Origin of the sequence: Streptomyces sp. PsTaAH-124, assembly GCF_000373685.1 — a bacterium.
GTDB lineage: Bacteria > Actinomycetota > Actinomycetes > Streptomycetales > Streptomycetaceae > Streptomyces > Streptomyces andamanensis.
This window is the reverse complement of record NZ_KB892180.1, coordinates 279097-291229: the sequence shown is the minus strand read 5'-3', so window position 1 is coordinate 291229 and position 12133 is coordinate 279097. Positions and strand designations below refer to the sequence as shown.

Below are 12133 nucleotides of genomic sequence, written 5' to 3'. Positions count from 1 at the left end.
GCCACGCATGACGGCGGGCCCGCCCCACGGCATTCGGGGACGGGCCGTTCGGGTACGCAGGACGATCCGAACCCACGGCGGTCAGGTGCCGGGGAGCGTCCCTCGCACCCGGCCATGAACGATCAGGTGTGGGGCGGTGCCGTGGTCGTCCGCGAAGACGCACCGTTCGGCGGGCAGTCCGATCCGCTCCAGAGCGAGTCGGTAGATCGCCGGTTCGGGCTTGGCCATTTTGGCCAGCTCGGACACGATGTGCGTGTCGAACAGGTCCCAGACGCCGACGTGCTCGTAGGGGTTGAACGGGTCGAGACCGAAGCTGTTGGACAGCAGGGCGAGACGGTGACCGGCTGCCCGCGCGGCACGTGCGAGCGCGACCATCCGGTGCGCCGCGGGGACTCCGGCCCAGGCCCGGCCCATCAGGTCGACCGGATCGACGTGCGGCCCGAGCAGAGCGGCCGTGCCCTCGTTCCACTCGGCCTGCCCCATCTCGCCGATCTCCAGGGCGGCGTAGAGGCGTCGGCCTTCGGGATGGTCGCCGAGGGTGCTGCGCCACGCGTCCGGGGGCAGTCCTTCCGACACGCACCAGGTGCGGTGCGCTTCGAGGGGACGGGCAGTGAGCACACCGGCGAAGTCGAGGATCAGTCCGCGCTGTTCGTGCCTGCCGGCGGTGTCCGAGCTGTGCGGCATCCGGTGTCCGTCCCTCCCCGACGAAGTCCTCCGGACGACGCTATCGCGGTGCCCGGACCGGGGCGGGTGGTTCCGGCCGTGCCGTCGCGTGCTGTGCGTCCTCCCGCTGCCGGGCCAGTACCGAGTCCACGTACACCGCGATCGCGTCGCGGCTGCGGGTCAGGCATGCGATGCGCTGGGTCATGCTGTCGCGTTCACGGACCAGGGTGGCGATGGTCTCCGGGGTGGCGTCGGCGACCTGGATGGAGCGGGGTTCCTTGAGGCAGGGGAGGATCTGCTTGATGACGCGGGTGGGGAGTCCGGAGTCCAGCAGGCCGCGGATCTGGAGGACGCGGTCCACGCTGCGTTCGCCGTAGTCGCGGTAGCCGTTGGGGGCGCGGTCGGGGACGAGGAGGCCCTGCTCCTCGTAGTAGCGCAGCAGCCGGGGTGGGGTGCCGGTGCGGGCGGACAGCTCTCCGATGCGCATGTGACCCACCTCATACGGAGCCGAATTGACCTTCACATGTATGTGAGGGTTGAACCCTAACAGGCATGTCGATGTCGCAGACGCCGTGCACGGGACGGCCCACGGACGCTCTTCCCGGACCGCCCACAGGCACTCCGCACCCGCGCGGGAAGCTCCCCCTGTCCGCGCTGCTCGCCCTCGCCACCGCCGCCTTCATGGCGATCCTCACCGAGGCGCTGCCCGCCGGAGTGTTGCCCGAGATGGCCCGCGACCTCTCCGTCAGCGAGCCCGCCGCCGGGCAGACACTGACGGTCTACGCCCTCGCCACGGGCCTGTCCGCGCTGCCCGTGTCCGCGGCCACGGCCGGCTGGCGCCGCAAGCGCCTGGTGCTGGCGGCCGTCGTGACCTTCGCCGTGGCCAACACGGTCACCGCGCTGTCCTCGCAGTACCTGCTGACCATGGCGTTCCGGCTCGCCGCCGGGGTCGCCGCGGCCGTGGTGTGGGCCGAACTCGTCGGCTACGCCCGCCGCCTGGCGCCCCCGCACCTGGTCGGCCGGGCCATCGCCATCACCATGGCGGGCGTGCCGCTGGCCCTCTCCCTGGGCATCCCGGTCGGCACCTTCCTGGGCGGACTGGTCGGCTGGCGGGCCACGTTCGGGCTGGTCACCGCGGTCTCGGTGGGGCTCGCGGTGTGGATCGCGGTGTCCGTGCCGGACCATCCGGGGCGGCGGCCGGGCAAGCGGGAACCGGTGCTGGGCGCGCTGCGGCTGCCCGGTGTCGTGCCGGTGCTGTTCGTCGTCGCCGCCTATGTGCTGGCGCACAACATCCTCTACACCTACATCGCCGCGTTCCTCGACGCGCGCGGCGCGGGCGGCTCCCGGGACACGGTCCTGCTGGTCCTCGGACTCGCCTCGGTGGTGAGCATCGTCGTCACCGGCGTCCTGGTCGACCGCAGACTGCGCGCCCTGACGGTCGCGAGCACCGCCGTGTTCCTGGTGGCCGCCGCGCTGCTGACCGTGCCGGGCGGCGGGCAGGCTCTGGTGTATCCGGCGGTGGTGCTGTGGGGCCTGGGCTGGGGCGGGGTGTCCACGCTGCTCCAGACCGCGGTGACCGCGGCCGGCGGCGACCGCGCGCAGCCGCTGCTGGTCACCACCTGGAACTCGTTCATGGCGGTCGGCGGCGCGGCGGGCGGCGTCCTGCTGGACGCGGCCGGTCCTGGCTCCTTCCCGTGGACCGTCCTCGCCCTGCTGGTGCCGGTGCTGCTCGTCGTGGTGGGCGCCCGCGGACACGGCTTCCCGGCCCCGCGCGCCGCCCGCTGAGACACGCGGAAGGGGCGGGGAGCGGAGGTGCGGCGCCTCCACTCCCCGCCCCTCCGTGCGGGGCGCGCGCTCAGCGCAGGCGCAGCGCCTCGCGGACCGTGGTGAACAGGTCCGTCTGGTTGGTGACGCCGAGGACGCGGAAGGCCTGCGGGCCCTGCGCGGCGATACGGACCTCGGTGCCGGTGTGCTCCTGCGACTGGCCCGGGGTGTTGGTCGAGTAGTTGACCTTCAGCTGCTGGCCCTCGTCGGTGACCAGGGTGGAGGACAGGCCGGGCGGCATGGCGTCCACCGGGACGATCTGGCTGCTGTGGCCGTGGTCGGCGGTGGTCACCACGAGGGTGTCGGGGTGCTTGGCCGCGTAGTCGCGGGCCACCTTGACCGCGCGGTCGAAGGCCGCGGTCTCACCGATCTGGCCGCACGGGTCGGCGGCGTGGTCCTGCTTGTCGATCGAGGCGCCCTCGATCTGGAGGAAGAAGCCCTTGTCGGAGCGGCCGTGGCCGTGCTTCTGCTTGGCCTCCAGGAGCTGGATCGCCTTGGTGGCGGAGTCGGCCAGGCTCGGGGTGCTCGCGGGACGCCCGCTGTTGGAGGTCACGCACCGCTGCGGGGCCGTACCGCCGACCGCGGCGCCCTTGCCGGTCCACTCCACCGGCACGTTCTCCTTGGCGAACAGGCCGAGGACCGGCTTGCCCGGCCGGGCGGCCTTCATCGACGCGTTGTCGGTGACGACCTGGTAGCCGAGCTTCTGCGCCTGCTGGGTCACGGTCAGGCCCTTGTACCGGCCCTCGGTGATCTTCTGGTCGAAGCGCTGCTTGCCGCCGCCGAAGAGCACGTCGACCTTGTGGTTGACGGACTGCTCGGCGATGGAGCCGGGACCGCCGGCCTTGACGGTGTCCTTGGGGCACTTGGCCATGTCGGCCGGGCCCTGGCAGGAGCGGTCGGTGACGTGCGAGGCGAGCACCGCCGGGGTGGCGTCGGTGAGCTCGGCGGTGGTGACGCTGCCGGTCGCGTAGCCGTTCCGCTGCGCCAGCTCCAGGATGGTCGGGACGGCCTTGTCCGAGCCCGGCGTCTTGGAGATGCGGCCGTTGACCGTCTTGTGGCCGGTGGCCCAGCCGGTGCCGCTGGCGGCGGAGTCGGTGACGTAGTCCGGCGTGCCGTCGGCGTGCACCGCGTACGTCGTGTACGCGCCGGTCAGCGGGAACTTGTCCATGTTCAGGCGCCCATCGGCACCCACCGTGTAGTCCCGGGCGAGGGTGATCTCGGAGTCACCCATGCCGTCGCCGATCAGCAGGATGACGTTCTTCGCCTTGCCGCCCTGGATGGCGTGCTGGGCGTGCTGCTTGCTGTCCGAGGCGCCGGCCACCGTGGTGGCGGTCAGGGCGGCCGCGGTGGTGACGGCCAGCGCGGTGGCGATCGTGAGCTGACGACGGGTGGGTCTGTGCATGGGAGCGACTCCTTGGAAGGTCCGTACCCGGGCGCCCGTACGTCGGGTACGGGCGTCGTACGGCTGCCGACGAGTGCAGCCCACCAGCCCTTGGTGAATCACGGGGAAAGTCGTGACCCGGTCTTGGTTGCGCGCGCATGACGGCCGTACGCCCCCGAGGGGCGTACGGCCGAGACGTCGTGCGGGCGCGCGCCCCGGCGCGCTCAGTCCGTGAGGCCGGGCCCGTCCTCCGCCTCCGCGCCCGCCAGGACGAGCTGGGTGAGCGGGGTGTCGTCGCCCGAGTCGAGCACGACCCGGTACAGGCCGGGCGCCGGTACGGTCACCCGCCCGGCCACGATGTCCTCGCCCCCGTACTCGTCGGCCTCCAGCGCGGCCCGCGTACGGAAGCCGCCCGGCGCGCCCGTCTCCGCGACCTCCTCGACCGTGCACTCCAGCCCCGCCGGGCCGTCCGCGCCGTGCACCCGCACCGTCCAGCGCGCGCCGGGCGCGACCAGGTCCGGCACCCGCAGTCCCAGACCCGCGGCGGCCTGCGGGGGACCCAGGTGCTCGTCCTCCTCCAGGAACGCGGTGACCGCCTCCAGCGCCGCCTCGCCCTTGGCCAGCGCCCCGTGCTGGAGGGCCAGCGGCACCGTGGCCCGGCTCAGCGCGGCGGACTCCCGGTGCACCGTCCCGTCGCCCGCGACGTCGAAGCGGCGCGGCACGCCGTCCGCGTCCCGCATCAGCTCGCCGTCGCTGTGCCGACGGAAGCTGTGCTCGTACGGTTCCACGACCCCCTGGCGCAGCGCCAGCGACTGCACCGTGCGCTGGCTGATGCCGACCACGGCCCGGTGTCCGGGCAGCATCCGGCCGCGCAGCCGCTCGTGGAACGCCAGCGACGCGCTGGCGAGGTCCTTGTCCCCGCCCAGGTCGGCGATGTCCACGGTGGTCAGCCGCCGCACGTTCAGCCCCTCGTCCAGGCACGGGAACGTAGGCAGCAGGTCGTGCAGGCCCGGCAGGGTCACCGCGAGGTCGCGCAGCCGCCCGTGCGGCAGCGGCACCGGCGTGCCCCGGCCGGTGTTGAGGATCAGCGCGGCGGCGGCCGACCCCTGGAACGGCGTCCCGAGCGTGCACACCCCCCGGGTGTCCCGGGCCAGTTCCTCGCCGTCCGGCCCGTCGCCCAGCGCGGCGTGCACGAGCAGCCCGCCCATGGAGTGGGCGACGAACACCAGCCGCCCCTCGCGCTCGTCGACCCGGTGCCTGCGCGCCTGCGTGTGCGCCGGGTCCACGCGCCAGCGTTCGAGGTGCGCCCGCGCGGCGGCGGCGAGCAGCCGCGCGTTCACGGCCACCGGCAGCCGCCAGTCGTACGGGAACTCCAGCACCGCCTCGGGCGCGGCCACACTCCGCGTCACGGTCGCCACCAGGTCGGTGTACGGCTCCACCCCGCGCAGCACGGGACTCCAGGCGGGCGTCGTCAGCAGCCGCCGGGCACGGATGCGGCCGAGCCTGCCCTCGCGCTCGTCCGGCGTCAGGTGCAGCGGCCGCAGCCCCCCGGGCGTGGTCCAGGCGCGCAGCAGCCACCCGGTGTTCGCCAGGCCCCACACCACCCGGTCCCGCTCCACGTCGTACAGTTCGCTGCCCATGATGCCGGGGACGACGACCACCGCGTCCTGCGTCGTGTTGGGTGACAGAGCGGGCAGGCGGTAGGGCCGTTCGGGTGCCGGATACTGCTGCGACGGTTGGCTCATGAGGGAAGGATAGGGAGCATGCAGCGGGGGGCGGGAGCACTTGCGGGAAGCGGTGACACATCGCCGGACGCGCTGCCGGGACAGGGGCGGGGAAGCGGCCCGGAGGACCGCGGACAGAGCCCCGAGCGCGTCCTGGTGACGGTCGCGGTCCGCGACTACGACGACGGGGACACCGAGTTCACCGAGGGCATCGACGAACAGCTCGCCGTCCTCGACGAGTGGTGGTGCTCGCCCGGCTCCGCCGAGCCCTTCCACAAGGTCCCCCAGCCCGAACTGCGCGAACGCCACGACGTGGAGCGCTTCCTGTACGAGGCCGGGGTGCGCGAGAACCGCGGCAAGGCCCTGGTCCTCTTCATCACCGGCCACGGCAGGATGGGCGCCTCCCGCACGCACTTCCTGCAACTGCCCGGGACGGACCCGACGCGGCAGCTCGCCACGGCCGTGCGCACCAGCGACCTCGTCGCCGCCGCCCTCGACTCCCACGCCGAGAACGTCCTCGTCATCGTCAACACCTGCTTCGCCCAGGGCGTCGCCGGTGAACTCCTGCCGCTGTTCGGGGAGATCGCCGGGCGCCGCCGCCGGGGTGCCCAACTCGACGTCGTCGCCACCTGCGACCAGGACCAGCTGGTGCAGGTACGGCGCTTCCCCTCGGTGCTGCGCCGTGTCCTCGACCGGCTGCGCACCAGCGCCCAGATCACCCACGAGCGGCTGAGCGTCACCCAGTTGATGACCGAGTTCGAGAACGAGCTGGGCTCCGACCCCGAGCGGCGCAAGCACCGGCTGCACCGGGTCATCGACGGCTCCGGCTCGACCGTCCCCTCGCCCTGTCTGCCCAACCCCGGGTACCGGCCGCCCCGCGAGGTGGTCGCGCCCGCCCGCCGCCCGGTGGCCACGCCCGCCGCCGACATCGACGTATGGCTCGCGCGGGCCAGCGGGCGGCCGCACGCGGACGATCCCGGCTGGTACTTCAGCGGGCGGCGGCGCCTGAATGCCGCGCTGACCGCCTTCCTCGGCCGGCCGGGCGGCGTGCTGCTGCTGACCGGCACCGCCGGGAGCGGCAAGTCGGCGGTGCTGGGCCGGGCGGTGACCCTCAGCGACCCGCTGTTCCGCGCCAACCCGCGCTACCAGGACGCCGTCGGATCCGCGCCGCCGGAGACCGTACCGGCCGAGGAGGCCGTCTCCGTGGCGGTGCTCGCCCGCCGCCGCACCGCCGCCGAGGTCCTCGGGGAACTGCTGCGGGGCCTGGGCATCGACCCGCCCGCGCCCGGCCCCGCCGACGACCCGGTGGAGCGGTGGACGGCCCTGCTCGACGCGTACCTCGGCGAGCCGGGGGACCCGGTGACCGTGGTGCTGGACGGACTCGACGAGGCCGCCGATCCCTTCCGGATCGTGCACGGCGTCCTCGCCCCGCTCGGCGCGCACTGCGTGCCCCCGCCCGGCGCCGCCCTCCCCGGCCCGCGCCGCGCCGACCCGGGCACCGGCCGCCGCCGCCTCCGGCTGGTCATCGGCGTACGCAGCAGCCGACCGGCGACCGGACCGGAGGAACCGGAGGGACCGGAGGAACCTGAAGAACCAGAGGAACTTGAGGGGCAGGAGGCACCCGAGGAACGGGAGGAGCCGGACGCGGCGGGGGAGAGCGCGCGGGCCGCCGGGCGGCCGGAGACCGGACTGCTCGGCGCGCTGCGCGAGGTGTTCCCCTCGGCGACGGTCCTGCGCACGGACGGACCGGGCAGCCGCGCCGACATCGCCGACTACGTGGAGGCACTGGTCGGTGCCGGTGCCGGTGCCGGTGCCGGTGCGGATACGGGGACGGCAACAGGAACGGGGCCGGGGTCGGGCACGGGCACGGGGACGGGCCCGGACACGGAGGAGAGCGCGGGCTCCGGCGCCGGGCCCGCCGGACGGGCGGCGGCCGTGCGCGAGGCCGCCGAGACGGTCGCCGCCGAGGTGTGGCCCTCGTTCCTGGACGCCCGGCTCGCGGGCGAGCAACTGCGGGCCGCCCCCGACCCGGCCGTCCTGGTCGCGAGCCGCCGGTGGCGGGAACTGCTGCACACCGGCACCACCGGACTGCTCCGCCGGGATCTCGTCCTGGCGCGGGCGGAGGGCCTGCCGCCGGACGTGGCCCTGGCGCTGCTGCGGGCGGGTGCCTTCGCGCTCGGCGCGGGCATCCCCTGGTCCACCGTGTGGCCGGCGGTGGCCGGGGCGCTGCTGGGGCGGCCCGTCGAGGACCCGGACCGCATGATCGGCATCCTGCTGCGCGGCGGCCTCTCCGGGTATCTGGCCCACGACCACGAGGACGACCGGATCGTGTACCGCCCGGCCCATGAACGCCTGGCCGAGATCCTCCGCGACCCGCGCCAGAACCTCCTGCCGGGCCGGGGCCACTCACCGGCCCCGGCGGACGCGGCGGACGTGAAGGAGGCGGCGGACGCCCGGGACGTGCGGAGCGTCAAGAGTCCGTCCGGTCCGGGCGTCCTGCCCGGCCTCCGGGAGCGTACGGGCCCCCGGGCCGCGGCGGGACCGGGCCGGGCCGCCCTCCCGGACCAGACGGCCCGCAGGCGGTCCGGTCGTACCGCACCGGGCCGCCCCACCCCGGGAACCCCCGGAACCCCTGCGACCCCCGGAACCCCCGGAACATGGATCACCCGGGCCGAGGCCCACCGGCTCATCGCCGAAGCGCTGGCCGAGTTGGTCACCGAGGACGCGACCGTCCCGCCGCACCCCTACCTGAGCCGCCATCTCGCCGCGCACGCCGCACGCGGCGACGTCCTCGACGACGCGCACGTACCGCGCGCCCTGCTGCCCTGGGAGACGAGCGGCAAGGTCCGCACCCTGCTGCGGCAGACCGGCACCGGACAGCGCCAGGAGTGGCTGGAGGCATGGGCCGCCATCGAGCCGTTCCTCGGCGACGCCGCTCCTCAGTCCCGGCAGGCCGGCCTGCACCTCGCGCACCACGCGGCGGCCCACCGCCGCGTCCCGCTGTCCGAACTGCCCGCGGGAGAAAGGCACTTGACGGGTTCGTGCCTCACCCCGCTGTGGACCGACTGGACGGCGGCGGACAACGTCCTGGCCGTCACCGACACCGTCGTCGAGTCCCTCGCCCACACCGTCACGTCCGACGGCAGGCCCCTGCTGGTCACCGGCGACAGCCACGGGACGCTGCGCCGCTGGGAGACGTACGGCGCCCCGGTCGGCGCGCCCGCCCGCACACAGGGCGGCGCCCTCCAGCACCTGCTGCCGCTCCCTGACGACCTGCTGGTCTCCGGCGGTACGGACGGGACCGTACGGGTCTGGGACAGCACCCGCGGCCGGCTGCTGGGCGAGGCGCTGCGCCGCCCGCACACCTGGGTCAGCGGTCTCACGCTCCTCACCCCGGCGGACGGGCCGTCCCGCGTCCTCGTCGCCCACAGCGACGGCCGCCTCACGGCCCTGGACCCGGTCACCTTCCACACGGTCGCCACCTCGGACCCCTCCGGCCCCGATGCTCCCTCCGCTCCCTCCGACCTCGAAGAAACCGCCGCTCTCCCGGCGCTCGACCCCGTACCGGCGATCCTGGCCGGGGTCGGACTCGATCCCGGAGAGGGCATGGCGCTGGCCGTCGCCCAGGGCGGGCGGGTCGGCGTGTGGCGGCCGGGAAAGGGGCTCGTCCCGCTGGGCGAGCACCCGGACGAGGTGCGGGCCGTGGTCGGGTTGCCCACGCCGAACCGGTTCGCGACCTGCGACGACTCCGGGCACCTCGGCTTCTGGGACGTGGCGGAGGGCGGTGGTGAGGTGACGGCCGGACCGCCGCCCGCGCGGTCGGCCACGGCCCTGGCCGCCGTACCGGTGGACGGCGAGCCCGCCGTGGTCTGCGCCGGGACCGACCATGTGCTGCGGGTGTGGGACACCGGCACGCGCCGTCCGCTCGGCGGCCCCCTCGAAGGTCACACGGCCACCCCGCTCGCCCTGACCGCGGTGCCGGGCACCGTCCCGTCCGTCGTCTCCGCGGGCGGCGACCGCACCCTGCGCCGCTGGCTGCTCACGGGCCACGGCAGCCGGCCGGCCCCGGCCGTGCGCCGCTCGGTCGTGGCCGCCGCGCTGCCGGGCCGGGACGCGACCGGCGGGCCGCTGCTCGTCGCGGTGGCCGACGAGGAGGAGGCCACGCTGTGGAACGCGGACACCGGAGGACAGGTGCGGCTGCCCGTCGGCGACTCGGCGGTGACGGCCTTCGCGTGGACCGCGACCGCGGACGGGCCGCTGCTGGTCACCGCGCACAGCGACGCCAGCGTGCAGCTGTGGTCGGTGGGCGCGGGCGCGGGCTCGGACCTCGCCGGTGCGCCGGTGCGCCGCGGCACGCTGGTGAGCCACAGCCTGCCCGTGCAGACGATGGCGGCCTTCCCGGACGGCACCGGACGGACCCTGCTGGCCACCGGTGGCGCGGACGGCTCCGTCCATCTGTGGGACCTCGGGCGGCAGACCCGCCTCGCCTGCTGGGACGACCACCGCCTGAGCGTCCGCGACCTGGCCGTGCTCACCACCGCACACGGTCCGCGTGTCGTCTCGGCCGGTGCGGACGGCACCCTGCGGAGCTGGGATCCCGCCACCGGTCCGGCCGGACCGCCCGTCCACTGCGGGCAGCAGGGCGTCCACGCCGTGGCCGCGGTGCCCACCGGGCCCGGTGAGCGACCGCTGCTGGCCTCGGGCGGCGAGGACGGGACCGTACGCCTGTGGGACGCGGAGGCGCTGTGCCCCGTCGGCGCGGCACTGGACGCCGCCGACGGCCCGGTCACGGCCCTCGCCTGCTTCCGCACCCCGGCCGGCCGCCCCCACCTGGCGGCCACCGGCCCCGGCGGCACCGTCCACATCTGGGACGTCACCGCCGGTACCCGGGTCAGGCGCGTCGTCACCGGCAGCCCGCTGGGCGTCCTCCGGGCCCGCCCGACGGACGGCGAGGGCACCCTGCCGGGCCACCCCGTACTGCTCGTGGCCGGAAAGGCGGGCCTCAGCGTCTTCGAACTGGACCTGGGCCCTTACTGAGACGACGAAGCCGACACCCGGGGTCCCCTGACCGCCCGGTCCCGCCTCCCTCCAGTCCCGTCCCGCACCCCGGTCGGCCGGGCGCCCTGAGCCGGGCGTGCGCCCTCCGGATGCCTCAGCGCCTCTCCCGCGCGCCCCCGCGCGCAGGCCGAAAACCGCTCCCCTTCACCGCAGTTGCGGGACAATGATCGCTCGAATGTCCCGTCGGCACATGCACCACCCGGTACCACCCCACCCGGCGGAACACCGGTGGAACACCAGGAGTACGCACTCCGCCGGCCGGGTCTCCCGGACTCCGGCCGTGTCGTCCGCCGGCCAACAGCGGCCCAGCAGCGAGGGTGTATGAACGACAACCCCGGCGGCGCGCGCCGCCGCCGGAAAGGCACACGTGTGATGGGGTCGGCCGACGAACCTCCCGTGGCGCTCGTCTCCGCCCCCGAGCGGGGGATGTGGCGCCTGGGCAAGCGCGGGCAGCCGCTGGCGTACAACAGGCTGGAGCCGGAGACGAGCCAGGGCTCCAGTGCCGGCCGGTTCAGCCTGGCCACCTACGGCATGCTCTACTGCGCGAGCGAGCTGGCCGGCTGCTACGCGGAGGCGCTGGCGCACTTCCGGGTCCACCCGAAGATGCGCACCCTCATCGGCGGCGACTGGGACCTCGAACCCAGCACGATGCGCCTCGGCCACCTGGCCTCGGGCTGGCGCGAGGACCATGTGCTCGTCCGGCTGCTGCCGCCCGGGGACGCCCGCTTCCTCGACGTGGACGCCTCCGCCACCCGCGAGGTCCTGATGAAGGAACTGCACAGCGAACTGAGCGCGTGGGGCGTGGAGAACGGCCTCACCGACGAGCACATCCACGGCCGCGACCGCAGGATCGCCCGGCAGATCGCCGCCTGGACCGTGGCCCAGCGCAACCGGACCGGGCACCGCCTGGCCCAGGGCATCGCCTACCGCTCCGGCTACGGCGGCCGGCAGTGCTGGGCCGTCCTCCAGGACGTCGACCTCGCCCACGCCGAACGGCGCCCCATCCGCCTGGAGGACCAGGCCCTCCAGGAAGTCGCCACGGAGTACGGCCTGCGCCTGTTCTGACCACCGCGCGGGCGCCCTGCCGCCGGCCCCACCGCACCCCCGCCCGGCCTGCCGGCCGGTCGACCCGTCACCGTCGGATCATCGGCCCCGTCACCTCCGCCACCCGGCCGCCCCCTGACGGGATGACACTGCCCCCGTCCGGGCCGACCGAAACCCCCGTCCATCCCCCCTGGTTGACGGCGGAAATCCCCTGGTCACGCCTTTCCGGGCGGCCCTGAGTCCGTTTCGTGTACTCTGTTCGGGAAGGTTCCGGGTGGGATTTCCGGGGGATTCCCGGGGGGAAAGTGGTGGAGTATCCGCCGGGACGAGGGGTAGACTTGTCCCAAGACACCCATGGGGGGAGCGATGTTGACCAGGCGTCCGTTACCCGCTGACGCGCCACGGCCGACCGTCGAACGGTCGGTCCGCGTGCTCGCGT

The 12133-nt window shown here is 74.8% G+C and carries 7 protein-coding genes; 3 read left to right on the top strand and 4 right to left on the bottom strand.

The annotated features are described in order from the left end of the window. Nucleotides 1-81: 81 nt before the first annotated feature. Entirely contained in the window at nt 82-684 is a 603-nt protein-coding gene (locus B086_RS0124470; RefSeq protein ID WP_018569069.1) for an HAD family hydrolase, read from the bottom strand. Between the two features lie 40 nt (nt 685-724). Next, nucleotides 725-1150: a MerR family transcriptional regulator gene (locus B086_RS0124465; protein ID WP_018569068.1), complete on the bottom strand. Its 426-nt coding sequence runs from the start codon at nt 1148-1150 to the stop codon at nt 725-727. A 65-nt stretch (nt 1151-1215) separates the two neighbouring features. Here B086_RS0124465 and B086_RS0124460 point away from each other — a divergent pair, with 65 nt between their 5' ends. After that, nucleotides 1216-2448, top strand: coding sequence for an MFS transporter (locus B086_RS0124460; protein ID WP_018569067.1), 1233 nt, complete (start codon nt 1216-1218; stop codon nt 2446-2448). Between the two features lie 70 nt (nt 2449-2518). On the opposite strand, the gene B086_RS0124455 is transcribed toward B086_RS0124460, so the two are convergent. Then, nucleotides 2519-3889, bottom strand: a complete 1371-nt coding sequence (locus B086_RS0124455) for an alkaline phosphatase (protein WP_018569066.1) — start codon at nt 3887-3889, stop codon at nt 2519-2521. A gap of 203 nt (nt 3890-4092) precedes the next feature. Further along, nucleotides 4093-5613, bottom strand: a complete 1521-nt coding sequence (locus B086_RS0124450) for a lipase/acyltransferase domain-containing protein (RefSeq protein WP_026252732.1) — start codon at nt 5611-5613, stop codon at nt 4093-4095. Between the two features lie 18 nt (nt 5614-5631). On the opposite strand from B086_RS0124450, the gene B086_RS45625 reads away from it, so the two are divergent. Both B086_RS45625 and B086_RS0124435 read left to right on the top strand, forming a co-directional pair. Continuing rightward, on the top strand, nt 5632-10629 hold the full coding sequence (locus B086_RS45625) for an AAA family ATPase (RefSeq protein WP_234029356.1): 4998 nt from the start codon (nt 5632-5634) through the stop codon (nt 10627-10629). 393 nt (nt 10630-11022) lie between these two features. After that, complete coding sequence (locus B086_RS0124435) at nt 11023-11715, top strand: RES domain-containing protein (RefSeq protein ID WP_026252731.1); 693 nt, start codon at nt 11023-11025, stop codon at nt 11713-11715. Nucleotides 11716-12133 lie beyond the last annotated feature (418 nt).